At 70.9% G+C, this 20,570-nt stretch carries 18 protein-coding genes; 9 read left to right on the forward strand and 9 right to left on the reverse strand.

Features of this window, described 5'->3' with window-relative positions; all coding sequences use genetic code 11:
- Positions 1-8 precede the first annotated feature (8 nt).
- Both ABD999_RS20325 and ABD999_RS20330 read left to right on the forward strand, forming a co-directional pair.
- A complete protein-coding gene (locus ABD999_RS20325; protein WP_271280306.1) occupies positions 9-1,634 on the forward strand; it encodes an amidohydrolase in 1,626 nt (541 codons plus the stop codon).
- Positions 1,635-1,678: 44 nt separating this feature from the next.
- Complete coding sequence (locus ABD999_RS20330) at positions 1,679-2,704, forward strand: RidA family protein (protein ID WP_271280307.1); 1,026 nt, start codon at positions 1,679-1,681, stop codon at positions 2,702-2,704.
- Between the two features lie 14 nt (positions 2,705-2,718).
- On the opposite strand, the gene ABD999_RS20335 is transcribed toward ABD999_RS20330, so the two are convergent.
- The gene (locus ABD999_RS20335) at positions 2,719-3,291 is read right to left on the reverse strand and encodes a helix-turn-helix domain-containing protein (protein WP_187281282.1); all 573 of its coding nucleotides are present in this window, start codon (positions 3,289-3,291) and stop codon (positions 2,719-2,721) included.
- Positions 3,292-3,728: 437 nt separating this feature from the next.
- Between ABD999_RS20335 and ABD999_RS20340 the strand changes: the two genes are divergently transcribed.
- Entirely contained in the window at positions 3,729-4,682 is a 954-nt protein-coding gene (locus ABD999_RS20340) for a TerC family protein (RefSeq protein WP_271280308.1), read from the forward strand.
- A 76-nt stretch (positions 4,683-4,758) separates the two neighbouring features.
- Positions 4,759-5,133, forward strand: a complete 375-nt coding sequence (locus ABD999_RS20345; RefSeq protein WP_378525279.1) for a helix-turn-helix transcriptional regulator — start codon at positions 4,759-4,761, stop codon at positions 5,131-5,133.
- Positions 5,134-5,188: 55 nt separating this feature from the next.
- Here the strand turns inward: ABD999_RS20345 and ABD999_RS20350 are convergent, their stop codons facing one another.
- The 3 genes from ABD999_RS20350 to ABD999_RS20360 form a co-directional block, all read right to left on the reverse strand.
- On the reverse strand, positions 5,189-5,542 hold the full coding sequence (locus ABD999_RS20350) for a hypothetical protein (RefSeq protein ID WP_271280310.1): 354 nt from the start codon (positions 5,540-5,542) through the stop codon (positions 5,189-5,191).
- Between the two features lie 119 nt (positions 5,543-5,661).
- Positions 5,662-6,981: a DUF1254 domain-containing protein gene (locus tag ABD999_RS20355; protein ID WP_345482834.1), complete on the reverse strand. Its 1,320-nt coding sequence runs from the start codon at positions 6,979-6,981 to the stop codon at positions 5,662-5,664.
- Positions 6,978-8,075: a DUF1214 domain-containing protein gene (locus ABD999_RS20360; RefSeq protein WP_271279572.1), complete on the reverse strand. Its 1,098-nt coding sequence runs from the start codon at positions 8,073-8,075 to the stop codon at positions 6,978-6,980. Before ABD999_RS20360 ends, ABD999_RS20355 begins: the two co-directional genes overlap by 4 nt.
- Positions 8,076-8,120: 45 nt before the next feature.
- Here ABD999_RS20360 and ABD999_RS20365 point away from each other — a divergent pair, with 45 nt between their 5' ends.
- The 4 genes from ABD999_RS20365 to ABD999_RS20380 all read left to right on the forward strand — a co-directional run bounded on the left by ABD999_RS20365 (position 8,121) and on the right by ABD999_RS20380 (position 12,785).
- On the forward strand, positions 8,121-8,774 hold the full coding sequence (locus tag ABD999_RS20365) for a TetR/AcrR family transcriptional regulator (protein ID WP_271279573.1): 654 nt from the start codon (positions 8,121-8,123) through the stop codon (positions 8,772-8,774).
- A 158-nt stretch (positions 8,775-8,932) separates the two neighbouring features.
- The gene (locus ABD999_RS20370; protein ID WP_271279574.1) at positions 8,933-9,613 is read left to right on the forward strand and encodes an esterase/lipase family protein; all 681 of its coding nucleotides are present in this window, start codon (positions 8,933-8,935) and stop codon (positions 9,611-9,613) included.
- Positions 9,614-9,627: 14 nt separating this feature from the next.
- Positions 9,628-11,004, forward strand: a complete 1,377-nt coding sequence (locus ABD999_RS20375) for an MFS transporter (RefSeq protein WP_271279575.1) — start codon at positions 9,628-9,630, stop codon at positions 11,002-11,004.
- A 185-nt stretch (positions 11,005-11,189) separates the two neighbouring features.
- The gene (locus ABD999_RS20380) at positions 11,190-12,785 is read left to right on the forward strand and encodes an ATP-binding protein (RefSeq protein ID WP_271279576.1); all 1,596 of its coding nucleotides are present in this window, start codon (positions 11,190-11,192) and stop codon (positions 12,783-12,785) included.
- A gap of 57 nt (positions 12,786-12,842) precedes the next feature.
- Here the strand turns inward: ABD999_RS20380 and ABD999_RS20385 are convergent, their stop codons facing one another.
- The 3 genes from ABD999_RS20385 to ABD999_RS20395 all read right to left on the reverse strand — a co-directional run bounded on the left by ABD999_RS20385 (position 12,843) and on the right by ABD999_RS20395 (position 17,480).
- Positions 12,843-15,386: a DUF262 domain-containing protein gene (locus ABD999_RS20385; RefSeq protein WP_271279577.1), complete on the reverse strand. Its 2,544-nt coding sequence runs from the start codon at positions 15,384-15,386 to the stop codon at positions 12,843-12,845.
- A 412-nt stretch (positions 15,387-15,798) separates the two neighbouring features.
- Complete coding sequence (locus tag ABD999_RS20390; RefSeq protein ID WP_271279578.1) at positions 15,799-16,536, reverse strand: VOC family protein; 738 nt, start codon at positions 16,534-16,536, stop codon at positions 15,799-15,801.
- A gap of 56 nt (positions 16,537-16,592) precedes the next feature.
- A complete protein-coding gene (locus tag ABD999_RS20395; protein WP_271279579.1) occupies positions 16,593-17,480 on the reverse strand; it encodes an alpha/beta fold hydrolase in 888 nt (295 codons plus the stop codon).
- An 84-nt stretch (positions 17,481-17,564) separates the two neighbouring features.
- Here ABD999_RS20395 and ABD999_RS20400 point away from each other — a divergent pair, with 84 nt between their 5' ends.
- Positions 17,565-18,131: a CGNR zinc finger domain-containing protein gene (locus tag ABD999_RS20400; RefSeq protein WP_271279580.1), complete on the forward strand. Its 567-nt coding sequence runs from the start codon at positions 17,565-17,567 to the stop codon at positions 18,129-18,131.
- 56 nt (positions 18,132-18,187) lie between these two features.
- Here the strand turns inward: ABD999_RS20400 and ABD999_RS20405 are convergent, their stop codons facing one another.
- Both ABD999_RS20405 and ABD999_RS20410 read right to left on the reverse strand, forming a co-directional pair.
- On the reverse strand, positions 18,188-19,084 hold the full coding sequence (locus tag ABD999_RS20405) for a hypothetical protein (RefSeq protein ID WP_271279581.1): 897 nt from the start codon (positions 19,082-19,084) through the stop codon (positions 18,188-18,190).
- Positions 19,085-19,199: 115 nt separating this feature from the next.
- Positions 19,200-20,261 (reverse strand): ABC transporter substrate-binding protein, encoded by a 1,062-nt coding sequence (locus ABD999_RS20410; protein ID WP_271279582.1) that lies wholly within the window; start codon positions 20,259-20,261, stop codon positions 19,200-19,202.
- Positions 20,262-20,570 lie beyond the last annotated feature (309 nt).

Below are 20,570 nucleotides of genomic sequence, written 5' to 3' on the forward strand. Positions count from 1 at the left end.
ACTGCAGCATGGCCGTCAACGACATGCCGGTGCGGCTGCTGCGCTGCGAACGGATCCGCACCATGGCTCCGACCGGCGCTCCCCAGGTGGTGGACGCGCTCGCGGTCGCCGGTGACCGCGTCGTCGCCGCCGGGCCCCTGGCTGGGCTGCGCGAGCGGTTCCCCGAGGCGCCGGAGACCGACCTGGGCGGCGGCTGCGCGCTGCCGGGGTTCGTCGACGCGCACCTGCACCTGACGATGGCGGCGCGCGACTCCGTCGGCGCCGACGTCTCCGCGGACGTGACCCCGTCCGCGGATCGGCTGGCGGAGCGCCTGCGGGCCGCCGCCGCGACACTGCCGGCGGGTGCGTGGCTGCGAGCCGGCCGGTACGACCACGTACGGACCACCGGCGGGCGGGTCGTCGACCGGCACGACCTGGACCGTTGGGTGCCCGACCGGCCGGTCCTCGTCACCCATGTGGGCGCCCACTGGGGCGTGGTCAACTCCGCGGCGCTGGCCGCCGCCGGGCTCACCGACGATTCCCCCGATCCGCGCGGCGGCTCGCTCGGCCGGGACGGGGCCGGCCGGTTGACCGGGGTGCTGTACGAGCAGGCGCTGTTCGACCTGGCCTACCCGTCCCTTGCTCGCCGCCCGCCCGTGATCCCGCCGCCGGGCGAGGACGAGCTGCTCGCCGGGCTGGACACCGCTTCGGCCAGGTTCCTGTCGGCGGGGATCACCTCGATCGGGGACGCCATGGTCGGCCCGGACGAGCTGCGGCTGCTGCAGACCGCCCGGGCCCGCGACCGGCTCCGGCAGCGGGTCACCGCCCTGGTGACGTACCCGCACGCGGACCACCTGATCGCCGCCGGGATCCAGGACGGGTTCGGGGACGACTGGCTGCGCCTGGGCGGCATCAAGGCGTTCGTCGACGGCGCGGTGGCCGGGCTCACCTGCTGGCTGTCGGAGCCGTTCCGCGGCACGGACGACCACGGCATGCCGGTGGTGACCCCGGAGGAGCTGACGGACCTCGCGGTGCGCGTGCACTCCGCCGGGCTGCGCCTGGCCGTGCACGCCAACGGCGACCGCGCCATCGCGCTCCTGCTGGACGCGGTCGAGCACGCCCGCGGGCGGCGGCCGGACATCACGACCCGCCATCGCATCGAGCACTGCTCCGTCCTCGACGAGGCGATCGTGGCGCGGATCGCGGCGCTGGACCTGATCCCTGTCCCGTTCGCCGGCTACGTCACCTTCCATGGCGACGCGCTCGTGGACGCCTACGGCGAGGAACGTCTCGGGCGGATGTTCGCCCACCGCCGCATGCTGGACGCCGGCATCACCGTCGCCGGGTCGTCCGACTACCCGTGCGGGCCGTACGAGCCGCTGTTCGGCGTGAAGAGCTGCGTCACCCGGCGCACCCGCGCGGGCCGCGTGCTCGGCGCTCACCAGCGCATCAGCACGGGCGAGGCGCTCGCCCTGTTCGGCACCGGCGCCGCGGCCGCCGCCGGGGAGGAGGGGCACAAGGGCCGGCTCGCCCCCGGTTACCTCGCCGACCTGGTCGTCCTGGCCGCGGACCCGTTCGAGGTCCCGCCCGACGAGCTGGACCAGATACCCGTCACGCAGACCTGGGTCGGAGGCGTCCCGGCGTGGACCTCCTGAACCTGCTGGAAACCCGTCCCACCTCACCGATGGCGAGTCCCGATATGCCTTCTCCCACTCCCGTCCTGCGCTTCCTCGACGCCGGTCCCGGCGGCACGGCCGCGGCGACCCTCGCCGGGCAGGGCGTCCGCCCTGAAGAACTGCTCGCCGTCGAGGTGTTCTACGACCACGCGCGGCTCAGCGCCGAGCAGGCACGGGAGTCGGTGCGGGAGCTGAACCCTGACGGCGACCTTCCGGTGTCGGCGATCCCGGCCTCCGTCGGGGTGCTCGGCGGGGACCTGACCCGGGTGCAGGCCACGGCCCTGCCCTCCGGCGTGGCCGCTGCCCGCGAGGCGGGCGGACGGTACGCGGCCGGCGGCCCGGCGGTCGCGACCCGGCTGATCACGGCGCCGGAGGCCGGGGACATCGTCGAGCAGTCCCACGCCATCCTGCGGACCATCCAGGACCTCCTCTCCGAGCAGGATCTGGGCACCGACGACGTGGTGAAGTTCAACATCTTCTACCGGGGCGAGGGGACCCAGGAGGACTGGGCCGTCGCCGCGCGCGTCCGCGCCGGGTACTTCACCGAACCCGGGCCTGCGACGACGGGGATCCCGGTGCCCCGGTTCGACGAGCCCGGCGTGCTGATCGCCATGCAGGTGCTGGCGCTGCGGGGCGCCCGTCCGGCCCGCCGGCACTCCTGGCCGGAGGGTCACTGGGACTGGCCGTTCCATCTGCCGTACAAGCACGGGAACCGCTCGGGCGGCCTGGCCTTCGTCGGCGGGCAGGTGCCCCTCGACGAGCGGGCCCGCTCACTGGACGTCGGCGACTTCCCCGCGCAGGTGCGCCGGTCGCTCGACTACATCGCGCGGGTGCTGGACGAACTCGACGTGCCCCGGTCCGCGGTCCGGCGGCTCACCGCCTTCGTGGCCGCCGACGCCGGCAGCGGGCCGGGCAAGCTGGCCGCTCTCCAGGCCGAGGTCGGCGCGTTCTTCGGCGACTCCTCCCCCGCTCTCGTGCCGGTGCCCCTCCCGGTGCTCGCCTACCCCGGCATGGACGTCGAGATCGAGGTGCAGGCCCTGGTCGGCTGAGACGGCGGCGCCGCTCAGAACGCCGGAGGGGTCATGGAGATGATCAGCCGCGTGTCGTCCTCCAGCCCCCGGAACTGGTGGGGCAGGCGGGCGACATAGGAGAGCGAGTCGCCCTCGCTCAGCGTCAGCTCCTCGGCGCCGACCTTGATGACGGCCGACCCGCGCCTGACGATCAGGCATTCCTCGCCCGCGTGGGACAGGGCGTGGTTGAACCTGCCCGTCTCCGCGCTCAGGTGCATCTCGATCATCTGCAGGTTGCGCAGCTGCCCTGACGAGAGCAGCTCGTAGGACACCCCGCCGCTGTCGGGCGGGCGGATGACGTTGCGGGAGCCCTCCCGGATCAGGGCCGGCCGGTCGGCCGGGGAACCGAACAGGTCGAACATCGCGATGTTGAGGACCTGGGTGATGCTGTGCAGCGTGGCCAGCGACGGGGTCACCTTCCCGCGCTCGACCTGGCTGAGCAGGCTCGGGCTGATCCCGCACTCCGCGGACACCACGTCCAGGGACAGGTTCCTGGACGCTCTGGCCTCGCGCAGGCGCCGGCCTATCTCCGCGACGTCCAGTGGCTCCGCAATCTCGTTTGACATCCGTATCTCCTCCAGACGGGCCGTCGGCGAAGGGGGCGGCCCGAGCGCGACAACCGCAAGGATACCGGTCCTTACAGTGCGACTGCAGGGTCTGCAGTACATCGGTCCTTCGCACCTGCCCGGCAAGAGCGACCCGGCAGCGCGCAACCCGTGATCACGAGAAGAGGATATTCGGCGGAAGGCTCGCCCGCGGCCATCTCGGCACCCGCCCGCCACCGGAGTACGGACTCCGCGAGACGGGCTTGACACACGTCTTTTGTGTCGTGAATACTAGTTCCTAAATCGAGGGGGAGTACCCGACGATCGACGCATCGCCGTCAGGACGGACCCGGTGGATCCGGGGCCCGGTGGTGCGGTCGCCCGCCGAGGCGACCTGGGGAGACCGTCGACCAGCCGACGCCGCCCGCGCGCGGGCGGCCGGGTCGAGGGGGTCCTCTATGTCCGTCGCCTGGTGGGCGTGGGTCGCGGTGATGCTGGTGGTCGCGGCGATGCTGGCCGTCGATCTGTTCCTGCACCGCGACAACCACGTCATCGGCTTTCGCGAGGCTGCCGTCTGGTCCGGCGTCTGGATCGCCGCCGGCGTGCTGTTCGGGGCGATCCTGTGGTGGTGGCAGGGCGGGGAGGTGGCGGGCACCTACTTCGCCGGCTACCTGATCGAGAAGGCGCTGTCGATCGACAACGTGTTCGTCTTCGCGCTGATCTTCACCGCCTTCGCGGTTCCCGCCACGCTCCAGCACAAGGTGCTGTTCTGGGGGGTCATCGGAGCGCTGGTCTTCCGGCTCGCGTTCATCTTCGTCGGCGTGGAACTGCTGGAGACGTTCTTCTGGACCGCGTACGTGTTCGGCGCGTTCCTCGTCTACACCGGCTACAAGATGGCCTTCCGGCACGGCGAGCAGACCCCGCCCGACCGCAACCCGGTGGTGCGCCTGGTGCGCCGGGTGATCCCCACCGACCCCCGCTACCACGGTGGCCGCTTCTTCGTCCGCACCGGTGGCCGGCGGGTGGCCACGCTGCTGCTCGTGGTGCTCATCGCCGTCGAGGCGACCGACCTGGTCTTCGCGATCGACTCCGTCGCCGCGATCCTGGCGATCACCACCAGCACCTTCATCGTCTGGACCGCCAACGCGTTCGCGATTCTCGGGCTGCGCAGCCTGTACTTCTGCCTGGCCGGGCTGCTCCGCCGGTTCGTCCACCTGCACTACGGCCTGGCCGTGCTGCTGGCCTTCGCCGGCGTCAAGCTGATCCTCTCGGAGACCCCGGTCGGCAAACTGCCGATCCCGCTGACGCTGGGCGTCATCGTCGTCGCCATCGCCGTCTCGATCGTCTGGAGTTTGATCGCCACCCGCGCCTCCGGCGCCGCCACCGACGGCCGGATGGCACGGGAGGGGTGAGCCGCTCTCCCCACCTGACTCGCGATTCATCACTTTCGATTCATGACAACGAAATCGTGCTCGTAAAATGGTGGACGTGCCGGACTGGACCTTCCTGACCAACCACGCCCACGTGCTGTTGTGCATCGCCCGCGACCCCGGCGTGCGCATCCGCGATGTGGCCGCCCGCGTCCAGATCACCGAGCGCGCCGCGCAACGCATCCTGGCCGACCTCACCGCCGCGGGATACCTCACCGCCAGCCGGGAAGGGCGCCGCAACCGCTACCGGCTCAACCCCACCCTGCCGCTGCGGCACCCTCTCGAACAGGACCATCAGATCGGCGAGATCCTCGCGGTGTTCCAACCTGCTCTCCCTTACACCGTCCCCTCCAGGAGCGAGGCGACGTCGACCGGCGCCGGCCGAGAAGGCGTGACGGCAGCCGTTCCGGAAGAGCTCGCCCGAGGTGGCTGACCAGGTCGGCCAGGATGGCGACGCGGGGTTCCGCCTGCGGGGAGCAGCGGGAGGATCAGACGGCCCGCCACCTCGTGCACTGGTTGTTCGTCCCCGAAGGCCGCCAGCAGAACCTGACGTCGGTGGGGTTGGACCTCAGGGTGTGGGGGTAACACACGCCGCTGTAAATGGGCGCGTCATATCGGATGAGGGTGCCGCCGCTGTACCGCACCGTGCCCCAGACGTCCGAATCGGGCCAGCTTCCGAGCACCCGGCAGACGTTCAGCCTCGTGTGGTTGGAGTTGATCTCCGCGAAGCCCCAGTCGTTCCCCACTCTGAACGAGTGCGCCTCCGCGGGCGCGGTCATGGCCAGGGCCGTCGCGGCCGCGGCGATGGCTACTTGCCCGACCCGCAGGATCTTCGTACGCATGGTTGTCCCCTTCTTCCGACTGCGCGGCTTCTGGTGGCCCGAGAACGGGCTCACTGAAGCCTCGCCTCCAGGAAGGGACAGGACGAGGGCAGCGACAGGACATTCCGCCAGGATCAGCGTCACGTACCGGGCGGGAGCACGGTCACGGGCGGGTACGCGTACGCGCCGTCGAGGACCGGCCGGCGGGGCAGGTAGAGACGCAGGATCAGGTTGAACCGACCGGCCGGGACCGGCAGCCAGTTGCTCTCGGAGCCCGCCGGCGGTTCGTGGCACAGGTGCAGGTCGAGCGAGCCGTCCGCGCCGGTGACGAGGCCCGGGTCGTCACCGTTGATGGAGTAGCGGCCGGACTCGTTGGGGACGAGGAACATGTCCGGGCCGTACGCGGTCAGGGACCAGAAGGCGTCGACCGGGGGCAGGCCGCCCCCGGGGAAGCGGATGCGGTAGCGCTTGGAGCCGTCCAGGGGCAGGCCGTCCGCGCTGGTCGAGGTCCGCGGGTAGATCGCCTCCTCCGCCGGGACGGGGCCCCAGAAGTATCTGGCGACCATCGCCCGTTCGCGGAGCCCGCCGCGGGTGTCCTGCGTGCCGAGGCCGAGGTTGGTGGTCCAGCCGTTGACGGTGCGGGGGGCGGTGGCGGGTGGCTCCAGCTCGCGCATGCCCGCCGCGACGGCCGCGGCGAGGACCGCTCTGCCGGACTCGTCCAGTTCGGCGCCGGGGCGCCGGCCGGCGGCGACGCCGAGGGCCGCCACGGCGTCGAGCGCCCGGCGCTGCTCGGCGGTGACGGGCGGGTTGGCCGGCAGCGCGGCGCAGAGCTCGTCGAAGAAGCCGATGCCGTCGCGTCCGGTGTCGTGCGCGCGGCCGGCGGGGGGCGGCAGGGTCGTGCCTCCGGCGGTTCCGGCGAGGGCGCGCAGCTCGATCCGGGCGGCGAGGGCGCCGGCCTCGGCGGCGTCGGCGGCGTCGAGGGCGCGGATCCGGCAGAGGAGGAAGGCGTGACCGGTGGGGCACGGTATCGGTTCGAGGCCGTCGGGGATCGGGCCGGAGCGGCCGGGGGGAAGGATGGCCCAGGAGCCGCCCCGGCCGCCGGTGGTCCGCGTCCCGAGCAGCCCGAAGCCGCCCATCCAGGCGTCGAGGAGCTGCACGCTGTGGTAGCGGTCGCGGATGTCGGGGAGGGTCAGCGTCAGAGGGCCCGCCCGCAGGTCCAGGACGGCGAGCGCGTAGACGGTGTCCAGGTTCGGCGCGACGATGGCCCGGCTGCCGGGGCCCGACAGCCGCCGTGAGGCCCACATGGTGTTGACGCCCAGCCGCTGCGCCATGCCCTGCATGATGCGCGCGGTGGCCACCAGGGGGAAGCCGGCGAGGAAGGCGTTCTTGGCCGCCGTGACGCGGGGATCCGCGACCTCGGGGACCGGTGCCGCGTCGTCGTGCCAGACGGGTGAGCTCATGTCGGTCCTCCGGGGCCGGTGCGTCGTGCGGGGTGCGGGACCACCCGTGCTTCGGGGATCACCACGTCGTCGGTGAGCAGCCATCGGAACAGCACCCAGCCGCGCGGGTGACCGGCGGTGTCGAGCCAGTTGGGCTCGCCCGGGTCGGCGTGGGCGACGACGACGCGCAGGGTCCCGTCGGGCGCGAGCGTGGCGCTGCGGGCGTTGAGCGCGGTGGTGCGGCTGCGATGGTCGAGCGACTGGCCCCACCGGTTGGCGAGATGGACGCCCCAGTAGCGGCATCGCGGCGGCCGGGCCTCGACGACCAGGGCCTGGTCCGGTTCGAGGGAGTACCAGCAGATGACATAGCCGGCGTCGGGTGTCCCGTACAGGCCGTGGCCCCGGTGTTCGACGAACCGGTTGGGCGTGGCCTCGGCCTGCTCGGCGCGCTGCCGTGCCACGCGCGTCGCGGCCGTGACGAACGCGGCGGCGGACCGGGTGGAGGCGACGAAGCGGGCGTCGTCGAACACCGGATCCGGCCCCGGATCGTCGAGCGCCTCGATCGTGAACCGCGCGGGCCTGTCGCGGGCGCGGTCGAGGAAGTACTGGCGGGCGATGACCGTGTGCGCTCCCGGCGCGAGCGGGATCCAGGTGCCCGGCCGCGCCTCCGGGGAGAGCGTGATCTCGAACGAGCCGTCGGGGCCGAAGGCGATCCGCTCGTCGTTGAGGTTGGTCACGCGGGTCGGCCGGCCGTCGCCGGTGCTCGCGCCGTAGACGCAGAAGGCGAGGTACGGCACGGTGCCGCGGTCTCCTCGGATGCGGTACGAGCGCCGGCTGGAGATGAGCGCGATGTCGTACTCGGTGTCGGGGTTGTCGAAGAACAGCTTGCGCACCGGAGTGACGCCCGGCAGGAACAGCGGGCGGCCCGAGTCGCGGGTGCCGGCCCGGTCGACCTGGTCGGCCAGGACGTGGAGCACATAGCGGAAGCCTTCCGCGACGTCGACGCCCGCGTCCGGCCCGGCCAGGCCGGCCACGGTCTCCCCCGCCTCGTCCAGCGCGCGCACGAACCGCCTCCAGGCCTCCAGGGCGTCCGCCATGCGTTCGATCTCCTCCATCAGTAATGGATCTCATTAATATCTGCCGGAGGATAGTATGGCGAAGTGTCCAGATCAAGTACCCGTGACGCCCTGCTCCGGCAGGGCGCGCTGCTGTTCGCCCGGCACGGGGTCGCCGACGTGACCACCCGTCAGCTGCACGAGGCCATCGGGGCGCGTAACGAGTCGGCGCTGCATTACCACTTCGGCGGCAAGGACGGCCTGGTGGAGGCCATCCTGCGCGGGCATCTGGAGGCCGTCGAGGCGCGCCGCGCGCCGCTGGTCGCCGCCGTCGCCGCCGACGACCTGACCGCGGACCCGCGGGCCCTGGTCCACGCGCTCGCCGCCCCCATGGACGAGGACCTCGGCACCGAGCTGGGCCGGGCCCACCTGCGCATCGTGGCCAGGCTGAGCTATCCCTCGCTCGCCTACCGGCGGCCGTTCCGGATCGTGGACGCGCCGGCGGGGCTCGCGGTCGTGCGATGGCTGCACGCGACGCTCGAACCGCTCCCCCGCCCCCTCCGGCTGGAGCGGCTCGCCATGCTGCGGTCCCAGCTCATCAGCCTGTTCGGCCTGCGCGCCCAGCTCCTCGACGAGTCGGCTCCCGGCGAGCCGCCGGTGACGGGGGAGCTGTTCTTCGGCAATCTGCTCGACATGCTCGTCGCCGGACTGACCGCCCCGGCCTCGAGGGAAACGCTCGCGGCGATCCCCGCGGAATAAGTTAACGGTCACCATTAGGCGGCCGGATCATAGAGGGCCGACGGCGACCCGGTCAAGCATTCGATGTCCGCCGAAGAAAGCAATTTTAATTGTTGCCATTAAGTTTCCTGTCGCGCACAATCAGGTGGCATTCGTCGGACTCCCCGAGGAGGTCGCCCATGGACGCCGTAGCTCGCGCCGGGACCGCCCTGACAGCAGCGCTGCTGACGTGTCTGGCCGTGCTGATCCCCGGCACCCCGCCCGCGCGGGCGGACACCGGGCCGATCCTGTTCGTGCACGGCTACGGCGGCAACGGCAGCCGCTGGAGCACCATGATCGACCGCTTCGAGGCGGACGGGTGGCCCGCCGACCGGCTGTTCACCATCGACTACGACAGCACCAAGTCCAACGTCGACATCGCCGCCGACATCCGGGCCAGGGTCGACGCCATCCGATCTTCCACGGGCGCGGCGAAGGTGACGATCGTCGCGATGTCGATGGGCTCGCTGAACAGCCGCCACTACCTCAAGTTCCTCGGCGGCACGGCGGCCGTCAGCACCTGGGTCTCCCTGGCGGGCCCCAACCACGGCACGACCGCGACCCGCCTCTGCTCGGAGGAGCGGCTCACCTGCCAGGAGATGCGGATCGGCTCGCCGTTCCTGACCGAGCTCAACAGCGGTGACGAGACCCCGGGCGACATCGCGTACGGCACGTTCTGGTCCGACTGCGACACGGTGGTCAACCCCGACTCCAGCGTGTCCCTCGCCGGGGCCGTCAACACGTACGCCGGATGCCTGTCGCACGCCGCGTTCCTGACCGACGCCTCCGTCTACGCGAAGGTGCGCGACTTTGTGTCCTGACCGGCCGGTGTGTCATGCGTGACGACGTCCGCCCCGTGCCGCGGCGCCGCTGGGGGGCGCCTCCTCCCGGCGGCATCCGCGCCGGTGACCCGGCCCCCTACGGCTGGGCGCCGCTCGTCATCCTGTTCCTGGTCGGCCTGGTGGACCGGGTCGAGGCCGGCCTGCTCAGCGGCCTCCTCCCGCTGATCCAGGCCGAGTGGGGCATCGGCGACACCGTCGCCGGAGCGATCCCGACCGGCTCGGCGATCGCGGCGGCGGCGGTCGCCATCCCCGCCGGATACCTCGCCGACCGATTCAGCCGGACCCGCGTCATCACCGTCATGGTCTTCCTCTGGGCCGTGGCCACCACGGGCAGCGGCCTCGCCCCGGGATTCGCCGTCTTCTTCCTTACCCGCATGGCCCTGGCCGCGGCCGAGCACGTCGACAACCCGGCGACCGGCAGCCTGCTGGCCGACTACTACCCGCCGATCAGCCGGGCCAGGGCGTTCGGCTGGACGCGGATGTCGGCGCACCTGGGCGGGATCGGCACGGTGCTGGGCGCGGTGCTGGGGCAGGCGTTCGGCTGGCGGGCGGCGTTCCTGCTGATGGCGATCCCCGGCCTGCTGACCGCCCTGATCTGCCTGCGGCTCCGCGAGCCGGCCCGCGGCCTCCTCGACCAGGTCACCGCCGGGGCCGCCGCACCCCGCGCGGACGGCGCCGGGTCGCGCCGGGCGACGCCGCCGCGGCTCGGGCGGCAGGTGCGGGACGTGCTCGCCGTACGCACGCTGGTCATCGTCACCGTCGGCCTGGCCACGCTGGGCATGGGCGTCGCCGGGCTCTTCTACTGGATGCCCACGCTGATCGGCCGCACCTTCGCCCTGTCCCCCGGGCAGGCCGGAGCGCTGGGCGGCCTGGTCACCGTCATCGGAGTGGTCACCGGCACCCTCGTCGGGGCGTGGCTGGGCCGCCGCGCGCACGTCACCCGCAAGGGCGGGCGGCTGCTCGTCGGCGGCTGCGGCGTCGTCGCCGGCGCGGTCGTCATGGCCGTCGCGCTGCTCGCCGCCCCCCGAGCCTTGGTCCCGTTCGCGCTGCTGACGGCCGCCGCGGTCATCCTGATGTCGATGGCCACCCCCAACCTGACCGCGTCACTCGCCGACGTGATCGGAGCCTCCTCCCGAGGCATCGCCTTCGCCCTCGCCCAGCTCGTCGCCGGAGGCGCCATCGCCGTCGGACCGCTGATCGTGGGCATCCTCTCCGACCGGACCGGCTCCCTCACCACCGCCCTGCTCGTCATGACCCTGCCCGTACTGGCCGGAGGGCTGCTCACCGTGACGGCGCGCGGCCCGTACGAACGCGACGCCGCCCGCGTCCTGACCTCCGCCCACGACACGCCACCGACCAGCGGGGCCTGACGAGGAGCACGGACGCGGGCCGGCTGCCGTCGCGGCCCGCTCCGAACGATGGGGTGTCGATCCGGCGCCGGTTGGCGAGATCGTCTGATTCGTCTGCAAGGGGCGGCAGGCCCCATGAACGAGTCGCCGGCGTCAGAGAGGGCTTGTCCCCGGTGCGACACCCAAGAAGGTGGCAGGCTGTGACCATGCGAACGCGCGGAGCGAAATACTTCAACACCACCGGCCCCTGCGACCCGCGGCTCCACTACATGCTGCCCCCCATACCCCGGCTTCCCGAAGCGCGGACGCTCATCGAGATGGACCGCTACTTCGTCCTGCACGCCCCCCGGCAGACCGGGAAAACCACCGTCCTGGACGCTCTGGCCTCCGGCCTGACCGCCGAAGGCGGCACCGCCGCCCTCATGTTCTCCTGCGAACGCGCCAAGGCGGCGGGCGACGACTACGGCGCCGCCGAGTCGCTTCTGCTGGATTCCCTCCGCGAGTCCGCCGAGCTGTCGGGCTGGCCGAAGAAGCTGCTACCGCCACCTTCCCGGCCGCGGGTCACGCCCGGTAGCCGGTTCGGTGCGGCGCTGCGGGAGTGGTGCCGACGCTGCCCGCGCCGGGTCGTGCTGTTCCTCGACGAGATCGACGCCTTGCAGGGTAACAGCCTGGTCAGCGTCCTCGGCCAGCTCCGCGACGGGCACAACAAGCGATCGAAAGGCTATCCGTTCCCCGCGTCGGTGGTGCTGTGCGGGTTGCGCGACCTGCGTGACTACAAGGTAGCCGCCGGCGGCGCCCCTGAGCGGTTCAATGCGGCCAGCCCGTTCAACATCCTCGCCGACTCACTGCGCCTGGGCGACTTCACCGCCGACGACATCGCCGAACTGTACGACCAACACACCCAGGCGACCGGCCAGGGGTTCACCAAGGACGCGGTGGACCGCGCCTTCGAGCTCACCCAGGGACAACCCTGGCTGGTCAACGCCCTCGCCTACGAGATCACCTTCCAGATGAGAGTGACCGGCACCATCACCTGCGAGCGAATCGAGGAGGCCAAGGAGCGGCTCATCCGCAAGCGCGCCACCCATCTGGACTCCCTGGCGGCTCGGCTGTACGAGCCCCGGGTCAAGCGGGTGATGGAGCCGATCGTGGCCGGCGGCCCCTACACCGACCGCGGCAACTCCGAGGACCTGTCCTACGCCCGCGATCTGGGCCTGATCACCCAGCAACCTCCGCCCCAGGTGGCCAACCCGATCTACCGGGAGGTCATCCTGCGCGTGCTGGGCGACCTCACGGAGCAGAACGTCCACGCCGATCCGCACAGCTTCGTGCTCCCCGACGGCCGGTTCGACCTGCCGCGCCTGCTGGAGGAGTTCGTCGTGTTCTGGCGCGAGCACGGCGAAGTCCTCATCCAGCAGGAGGGCTACCACGAGGCGGCGTGCCAGATCATCCTCATGGCCTTCCTGCACCGCCTCGTCAACGGCGGCGGCCACCTCGACCGCGAATACGCCGCCGGCCGCAAACGCATGGACGTCTACATCCGCTGGCCGTACACCGGCCCCGGCGGCGAACGGCTGACGCAGCGCGAGGCCATGGAACTGAAGGTGTGGCGACCCGGCGCGGACGACCCAGAGCCTGCGGGCCTGGCCCAGCTCGACCGCTACCTCGACCGCCTGACCCTCACCACCGGCGTCCTGGTCATCTTCGACCGCCGCCCCCAAGCCCCGCCCTGGAAGGAGCGCGGCAGCTTCCACCAGGCGACCACACCGTCCGGCCGCCAGGTCACTCTCCTGCGGGTGTGAGGGTGTCCCGGGGCGGTGAACGTTCTGTCATGCAGCCCCGACGGAGGCCGGGGACGACTACGGCGCGTCCCCGGCATGTTCGTCCGACGCGCTCACCATGGCCATGAACCAGTCGAGCGCCGCGACGACCACGTCGAACACGGCGACGTTCGCCAACTGGGTGTTCTTGATGGGGGGATACAGCTCCAGCTTGGCGACGGGTATGTCCACGCCGGGTGCGTCGTTGAGCCGCTGACGGAGTTCCTCACGCAGCGCGGGGTCGTCGAACGGCTTGCGCTTGCGCAGCAGCCCGAAGGGGATCTCGGCGCTCTTGGCATAGAAGCGGATGGCGTACAGGCTCTGTCCGCCGACCTTGATGACCGGCGCACAGGAGGCACTCGCGGAAGTGCCGTACTGGAGGTCGCCACCTCGTGAGCGCCAGTGCTCCAGCAGCCGCTGTACCGCGCCGGCCGCCTGCGGGCCGCTCGCCTCATTGAGCTGACGCAAGAAGCGCTGTTCCAGGGACGTCAGCGTTTCTGGCGACAAGGACCCATCGTCCGCGGCCTCGGATTCGGCGAGATCCGCGGCGATGGGCAGACCCAGGAGTTCGGCGATTTCGCGAGCGGTGATGTGCTGATCCGCGGAGGCGCGTCCCGCACCGTCGAAACTGATGCCTTCCGTACGCAGCACCTCGTGGACGTCCCGATCCTGGTCGGGATCGGTCCAGCGGAAGTTCTCGGAAACCTGCCCGGACCTGCTGAGGACCCGGTGCGCGTTGAGCACGGGGACGCTTGCCAGATGGACGCCGACAGGCACCGGATGCGAGCCGATCAGCTCGGCGAGATCTGAGTAGGAGGTCCAGGTGGCGGCCGGCAGGACTGCCAGGGCGCTGTGCAGCAGTGTCCAGTCGCGGGAGGCCGCGCTCCCGCGGCCGGACTCCTCCGGGCCTGGCCATATGGCGATCGCACGGTCCGCGAGCCGGTCGGCGCGGGCCAGGATCTCCGCCTTGCCCCAGCGCTCACAGGCGGCGATCTCCTGGTTCATGACCAGGCCGCTCTGCCCCAGCTGCTTGCGCTTGGCGGCGAAGGAGTTGTTGCTCAGCTCCGAGTTGTAGCCGCTGAGCGTGAGATTGCCCAGGGTGTGCACGAGCTGCCGGTGCAGGAGGTCGGCGTCGTCTCCCTCGTGGGAGAGCTCGCCCAGCCAGTCGGTGGTCATGGACTGCGGCAGGACGTGCTCGATGGTGATGCGCTTGTCGGCCAGGTCCACCCGCTCCTTGCTGCCCAGCGACTCCTCGATACGCCGCAGAATCAGCTTCTGCTGAACCGTACGCCCTTGCCAGTAGAAGGCGCGGCTGCGAATCTCCTCCCGCAGCTGCTCATCCGAAGGCCAGTACAGCCTGGCCGGCGACAGCGCGACACGCACCGCGTGCGGGACTTCCTCCTCGGCGCCCAGTTGCACGGCGAGCCGTTGGAAGATGCGGTTGAGGTTGCCCGTGGCGACCCCGGCGATCAGGCGGCGCACGAGGAAGCTCTCGACGTAGGCCAGCGCCTCGCCCACCTCCTCATCGCCGATGTAGTCGTCCTCCCGCAACTCGAGCAGGCGCATCACCAGCGGGTAGGCCGTGGACGCCTGCCATTCCTTGAGGAAGCGCAGCCGCCCCGCGAACGGGAAATCCTCCGGGGGGAAGAGGATCTGTTTGAGATGCCGCGCGCGACGGTGCAGATCCCGGACGTACGACTCGATTCGCCTCTCATCCCCGGACAGTGCCAGAAGCAACTGCTGATGCCCCCGGTAGACGGCGTTGTATTGGGCTTCGCCACCCTCCCGCAGGACCAGCACCAGGTACATCAATTGTTCCATGGCCTTGGCGTCCAACTGGTCCTGGATCGGCTTCCAGTATTCGTCGTAGACATGCTGGCCGCGGGTGGGCAGGCACATGAAGACATAGTTGCGAATCAGGTCCACCTGGCTGAGCCGCATGCCCGTGTTGTTGATCGACTCAAAGATACGGAACGCGTTGTCGTCCTTCTCCACCAGGATCTGCACGAGATTGAGCCGATCCAGCAGCACCGATTCCACCCGCGCGATGTCATGCGGGTCGGCCGGGTCGTCGAACTCCTTCAACATGCTGCGGAAGAACTGGTAGGTGTTGCCGATCAGACTGTCGGACTTTCCTTCGGAAGTGCCGTCCACACACGCTTTGAACGCCGCTCGGTCGCCCTGCGTGGGCAGGAGCCGGTAACGCAGTTCGCCTTGCTGGAACTTGTTGATCAGGTGGAGCTCGTTGATCCGCTCGCGAGCGGTGGGCTCCTCGGCGATCAGATGATCTCTGATGGCGCAGAGCGCGAGCATCAGGGTGGTGAGACGCTGCTGGCCGTCCACGATGATCCACTGAGAGCGGCTCGGCGCCAGCTCCGGGCCAGGCGCGAGGACGACCGATCCCATGAAGTGGCTCGGGGCATCCTGCCGCTGCTCGGCCAGCACGTCGACCTGGGCGGTGATATCGGCCCACAGCTGAGTGAGCTGTGGGCGTTCCCAGGTGTATTGGCGCTGATAAAGAGGGACCAGTAATTGTTGGTCGCCCTGAATGAGCTTGCGAAGGGTGGTTTCGTTCGCTTTCATGCCGCCCCGTTCATGGCGCGAGCCAACTGCATCGTCACAAGCACGCTAAGTTACAACGGCCCGCCGGACAGCCGCAAGGTCCGTAACGACGATGTCCGCAGGGCAGTACACGGCTCATCTCGGTGTGCTCGACCGCTGATTAGTGACCGCTCGGACGTTGCTCGTACGCGAAACGGATAGCCGAGAACGCATGGTTACTCACGTGTACGCCCTACAAAACGGCACACAAGCATTCACGAATACGACAGCAGCAAAAATCCCGCCCACATCGAGACAAATCGATGCTTGGCAGCCGCGATGGAACCATCCGGATCTGGCGGCTCACGTCCGGGACCCGACCAGGGCGAGCGTCCTCGGTCCGGCGACGCTCGCCGGTGCGGACGGGTGAGGCGCCGATGAAAGGGCTCCCGCGTCAGCCCCGGCCGAGGACGCAGAACTCGTTGCCCTCCGGGTCGGCCAGGACCTTCCATGGGGCGTCGCCCTGGCCGACGTCGGCGGCGGTGGCGCCCAGAATTTTGAGCCGGGCCACCTCCGCTTCCTGGTCTTCGACGGGGTGCGGCAGCAGGTCGAGGTGGATGCGGTTGCGCCCGGTCGTCGCGCCGGGCGTACGGAGGAACTCCAGGTACGGGCCGACGCCCTTGGCGGAGCGCAGCCGCGCGTGGTCGTCGGTCACCTCGTGCAGGGTCCAGTCCAGCGCCTCGTCCCAGAACCGGGCCATGGCGCGCGGATCCTCGCAGTCGACCACCACCGCGGCGATCGGCCCGGTGTCCCGGTAGATCTCCCGGGGCTCCAGCACGCAGAACACGTTGCCCTCCGGGTCGGCCAGGACTGTCCACGGGACGTCGCCCTGACCCACGTCGGCGGGCGTCGCGCCGAGCTCCTGCAGGCGCGCGACCAGCTCGGCCTGGTGGGCGGCGGAGGTGGTGGCGAGGTCGAGGTGTACGCGGTACTTCACCGTCTCGGGGTCCGGGACGGTGACGAGGTCGACGTAGAAGGCGTCGGGGTCCGGCCAGGCGAAGCCCTCGGGTTCGAGGTTGGTCACGCCGGGCGCCTCGCTGGAGACGTTCCAGCCGAGCGCCTCGGCCCAGAACCGGCCGAGCGCCGAGTCGTCCCGGGCCTTGAAGTTCACCTGGATGAGTCGCAGCGCCATGCCGCCGATCATAGTGGGGCGTCGCGAGCCGGCCACTGGAAGCGTGGTGCCGGTGGTCAACGCGGCCCTCGGTCCCACACCCGCTCCAGGAAGCCGGCGACGAGCGGGGCTATCTCCGGCAGGCGGTCCTCAAGGGCGAAGTGGCCGGTGTCGAGGACGTGGAGTTCCGCGCCGGGCAGGTCGCGCAGGTAGGCGCGGGCGCCGGGCTCGGGGAAGAACGGGTCGTTCGCGCCCCAGGCGATGAGGGTGGGCGGGGTGTGCGTGCGCAGCCACTCCTGCCAGGCGGGGTACCGCTCGACGTTGGTGTGGTAGTCGAAGGCGAGCGCGACCTGGGCCTCCTTGCGGCCGGGCAGGTCGAGGAAGTGCTGGTCGAGGGTCCAGCCGTCGGGTGCGACGAGTTCGGGGTCGGCGACGCCGGTCTCGTACTGGCCGCGGGTGCCGGGCAGGGTGAGCAGGTCGCGGACGGTGTCCTCGGCGCCGGACCGGTCAGGGCGCAGCGCGATGAAGTCGCGGGCCCCGGCGGACAGGCCCTCCTCATAGAGGTTGCCGTTCTGCACGACGAGGCCCGCGATCCACTCCGGGTGCCGCTCGGCGAGCCGGAAGCCGACGGGTGCGCCGAAGTCGAAGACGTACATCACGAAGCGGGTCAGGCCGAGCTTCCGGACGAAGCCCTCGGTGATGTCGGCGAGCCGGTCGAAGGAGTAGGTGAAGCCGGCCGGGGCCTCGGTGTGCCCGAAGCCGGGGTAGTCGGGGGCGATCAGCCGGTAACGGGCGCCCAGCACGTCGATGAGGCGGCGGAACTGGTGCGAGGCCGACGGGAAGCCGTGCAGGAGCAGCAGGACGGGCGCGTCGGCCCGCTCGGGCAGCGACTCGCGGTAGAAGACGCGGACGCCGTCGACGTCGAGGTGGCGGTGGACGGTGCGGGCGAGCGCGGGGAACGTCATGGCTAATGCCTTTCATCGCAGAAGATACATTAGTTATAGCGATCAGCGATCTAACGTGTCAAAGTACGGATGTAGCATTAGGGCATGAGTGAGCTCGGCCCCCTGACCGGTGAACCCCTCGCCCTGGACCTGGTCAACACCCGCCCGGCCACCGGCGACCTGCTGACCACGCCCGGCGACCTGCGCGTCTGGCTGGGCCTGCAGGCCGACCGGTTCGCCGAGGCGCGGGAGCTCCTCGCCGCCGAGTTCACCGCCGCCGACCTGGCCGCCGTACGCGAACTCCGCGAGCACATCGCGCGCGCCCTGGAGCACGTGCGTGCCGGGACCCGGCCACCGGCCACCGATCTCGAAGCCGTCAACCGGGCTCAGCGTGCCGCGCCCGCCATCAGCGAGCTGACCTGGAACGGCGAGACCGTCACGGCCACCCACCGCCGCACCGGCACCCCCGGCGCGCGCCTGACGACGTGGCTCGCCGAGGGCGCGGCCGGCCTGCTGGCGGACCCGGCGGTCGCCACGGTCCGTCAGTGCGACGCCGCCGACTGCGTCATGCTGTTCCTGCCCGCCCACCCGCGCCGCCGCTGGTGCTCGGCGGCCCGCTGCGGCAACCGCGTCCGCGTCGCCCGCCACTACCGGCGCCGCAAGCACACGTGAGCCTGCCGGCGCCCATGGGAGAACCACGGGCCACCGGCAGGCTCGTCAGCTGTCGCTCAGCCGGGCGGTATCCGGCCGTCCTTGGCGACGGGGACGCCGAGCTGGACCGCGGCGGTGAGCGTCGCCTTCTCCTCGGGAAGGCGGGCGAGCACCGGGTTGAGGTGCCGCAGGGTCAGGTCGACGGGCGCCATGTCACGCGCCGTGATGTCGTACTTCTCCAGGTCGATCCATCTGACGAGATCCATGACCTCGGGCGGGATGTTGTCCCCGCCCTTGTACACCGGCACGCAGAGCTGGCGCGAGTAGCCCACCCGTACGTCGGCCGGCGGGATCTTGCCGACGAGCACGGGGTTGAGCTGCCGGAGCGCCAGCGGCCTGTTCATCGGGACGTTCGGGGTGGCGCCGTAGCAGAGGAGGTCGATGTGCCTGACGACCCGGAGCACCTCCGCCGGTGGCAGCACGCCGTTCTTGGCGACCGGGACGCACAGCTGCTCCGGCCGGTTCAGCAGGACCTGCTTGCGGGGCAGGTCACTCAGGACGCGGTTGAGATGGCTGAGCACGAGCGACTTGTCCATCGAGGACCCGGTGACCCGGTAACACGACAGGTCGACGTACCGGACGAAGTCGAGCACGCCGTCCGGCGGGATCACGTCGTTCTTGGCGACCGGGACGCAGAGCTGGTCACGCGCGCCGAGGGAGACCTGCTCGATGGGCAGGCCGACGAGCACCGGGTTGATGTGCCGCAGCGCCAGCCCGACGGCCGGCGGCTGGTAGGGGCTGGTCTTGAAGCACTCGAGGTCGAGGTTCGAGACCAGCTGCGCGGGGGTGGGCAGCGCCAGGGCGCCGGCGGGCGGGGCGACGAGGAAGACCATCGCGATGAGTCCGACGGTCGCCGATAAGAGGCGCCGCACCGTGCCCGTGCGGCGCCGATCGCGGGTGGCCGATCCGTCCATGCTTCTCCTCGGGGTACGGGGACAGGCCTGACACCCTCGACTATCCGTTGGGCCCGGAGACTCGACAACCTCGATGACCGGTCTTTGCCAGCCGTGTTGCCACGCTCGGCGGTCTTCAGCCGGTGTGCAGGATCCGGAAGCGATCGGGTTCGGCGGGGTCTCGGTCGGCGACCTGGATCGGGGGCCAAGCCCACTGCCAGACGCTGATGCCCGGGGTGCGGGAGAACCGGATCTCCCCGCGGGTGCCTTCGACCGCGACGCTGGACCAGGATCCGCCCGTGCGCAGCACCTCGGCGAGGACGGTGACCGTGTCGTAGCCCTCGAAGGCGACGAAGGAGGGCGCCTCGGCCAGCCGTTCACGCAGGGCCGTCCCGACGCGCGCGCCGAGTGGGCCGAGGCGTTCGGGCAGGTAGCGCAGGAACGGGATCGCGGCGCCGTCGCCGCCCAGCGACGCGGCCCAGCCGGCGAACTCCGGCTGCCCGGCCGGAGCGCCGATCATGATCTCGGCGAGGCGCCGGTCGCTGCGGACGGCCTTGACGATCGACACCGCGGGCTCCGGGGAACCGGCGAGAAGAAGGAGGGCTGTCGCACCACTGCCGGCGAGTTCGTCGCACACGGCCGCGCGCGCGTCGAGCTCGACGACGGTGCCTCCGTGCTCGGCGAGGTGGTCCCGCAGGATGCGGGTCCCGGAGGCCCAGTAGACACTCGGCTCGGCCGCCACGGCGACGCGGCGGTGGCCCCCGCTGAGGAGGAAGTCCGCGTAGATGCGCCAGCCGCGGGACTGCGCCGGGGCCAGGCGCGCGACCCGGTCCGTCGGCTGCTCGGTGAGCGCGTCGAGGACCGCTGACGAGCAGAGGTACGGCACGCCGAGTGCGTCGGCCTGGGCGGCGGCGGCGCGGGCGACGACGCTGTGGTACTCCCCCGCCACGGCGGCCACGCCCAGGCGGGCCAGCTCTTCCACGGCCGCCTCCGCCCTGTGGGGATCAGCGGCGGTGTCTCGTACCAGCAGTTCGAGCGGCCTTCCCGCGATCCCGCCGGCATCGTTGACCTCGCGGGCGGCCAGTTCGAGTCCGGCGAGCAGGTGCCGGCCCGCCTCGGTCCAGCCGGGCCGGGTCAGCGGGGCGAGCGCGCCGATCCGGACGGGTGATCCGTCAGTCCGCTCCGATGGCTCATGCATACGTCGGCATCTCCCGAGTCCGGTCGCGCTCTGCCCTGATCGCAGAGCGACGCGCCGAGAGTAACCGAGCCGGGAACGGCCGGCTCAAGGCACCCCGGTATGACCTGTCCAGGGCGGACGACGCTGATCCGTCAAGGGACGGGACGCCTCGCGGAACGCGGTGCGCTCCATGCCGACGAAATGGCGAGGAACGCGGGTTCCCATCACTGAATGTGAGCATTCCGTTATAAATATGCGAGAATCCCGTGATTATAGCCACGATGGGCGCTGCATGATAGGGCCGATTTCGGGTTTACATATAGGACGTCA

It is taken from the genome of Nonomuraea ferruginea (assembly GCF_039540635.1).
Taxonomy (GTDB): Bacteria; Actinomycetota; Actinomycetes; order Streptosporangiales; family Streptosporangiaceae; genus Nonomuraea; species Nonomuraea ferruginea.